Source organism: Polaromonas sp. P3_C2, assembly GCF_056402675.1.
The window spans coordinates 1-1,291 of record NZ_JBFUGX010000934.1; the positions used below are offsets into that span (position 1 = coordinate 1).

Below are 1,291 nucleotides of genomic sequence, written 5' to 3' on the forward strand. Positions count from 1 at the left end.
TGACAAAACCGCCTTTGGAACCAGGCACAGCGCCGCGAATCATCAGCAGCTGACGGGCTTCGTCGATGCGCACGATGTTCAGGTTTTGCGTGGTCACGGTGACATCACCCAGGTGGCCCGTCATGCGTTTACCAGGAAACACGCGACCAGGATCCTGCGCCATACCGATAGAGCCGGGAACGTTGTGCGAACGRCTGTTACCGTGCGACGCGCGCTGCGAGCTCATGTTGTGGCGCTTGATGGTACCGGCGTAGCCTTTACCAATGGAGGTGCCCTGCACGTCCACCAGCTGGCCCACGGCAAACACATCGGCGGCGGGCACAACAGTACCAGCAGCGTATTTGCCTGCGACGTCAGCCGTCACGCGGAATTCTTTCAGGATTTCACCAGCTTCAACGCCTGCTTTCGCAAGGTGGCCGGCGGCCGGCTTGGTCACGCGCGATGCTTTGCGTGCGCCAAATGCCACTTGGAGGGCATCGTAGCCGTCATTTGCTTCGGTTTTAACCTGGGTCACGCGGTTGTTCGATACGTCCACCACGGTGACAGGAACTGTGTCCCCATCATCCGTAAACAGACGCATCATGCCAACTTTGCGGCCCAGCAACCCGAGGGAGTTGCTCAGACTCATGATGTGTTCTTTCGTAACTTTCACCGCTGCGACTTCAATTGGCCACAGACGTTTTGATGTGAAAGACAGTTAATAAAACCGTCCAATCCACAAAGGCACGAAGCCAATATGCAAAGGACAGCCCAAGAGTATAGCCCAGGCTGCCAAAAATGGCAAACCCGGGCTAAATCCTGTCGCTTTGGGACTCGGCTTGTGGCCGAAACCCCGATTTCTTGCTTACTGCAGCTTGATTTCGACGTCCACGCCGGCAGGCAGGTCGAGCTTCATCAGGGCGTCCACGGTTTTATCCGTAGGGTCCACGATGTCCATCAGACGCTGGTGCGTGCGGATTTCCAGCTGGTCGCGGCTCGTCTTGTTGACGTGGGGCGAACGCAGGATGTCGAAACGCTTCATGCGCGTTGGCAGGGGCACGGGGCCCTTGACAATCGCACCGGTGCGCTTGGCAGTGTCAACAATTTCAGCTGCCGACTGGTCGATCAGCTTGTAATCAAACGCCTTCAGGCGAATGCGGATTTTTTGCTTGGTGGCCATGGTAATTCCTTATGGTTTGCGGAAATTACGCAATGATCTTGGCAACGACGCCGGCGCCGACGGTCTTGCCGCCTTCGCGGATGGCAAAGCGCAGGCCTTCTTCCATGGCGATCGGGTTGATCAGCTTGACGG

3 protein-coding genes are annotated in these 1,291 nt (G+C 57.1%); all 3 read right to left on the minus strand.

Going from position 1 to position 1,291, the window contains the following annotated elements:
• Positions 1-628: 50S ribosomal protein L3 (rplC, locus tag AC1DWI_RS23530; RefSeq protein WP_477725959.1), on the minus strand; the 628-nt coding region annotated here is incomplete at its 3' end.
• A gap of 216 nt (positions 629-844) precedes the next feature.
• A complete protein-coding gene (gene rpsJ / locus AC1DWI_RS23535) occupies positions 845-1,159 on the minus strand; it encodes a 30S ribosomal protein S10 (protein ID WP_007838118.1) in 315 nt (104 codons plus the stop codon).
• Between the two features lie 25 nt (positions 1,160-1,184).
• A partial coding sequence (locus AC1DWI_RS23540) for an EF-Tu C-terminal domain-related protein (RefSeq protein ID WP_477725960.1) occupies positions 1,185-1,291 on the minus strand: 107 nt, incomplete at its 5' end.

Coding starts and splice junctions, on each gene's coding strand:
- rpsJ (WP_007838118.1), bottom strand. CDS start 1,159: ATGGCCACCAAGCAAAAAATCCGCATTCGCCTGAAGGCGTTTGATTAC.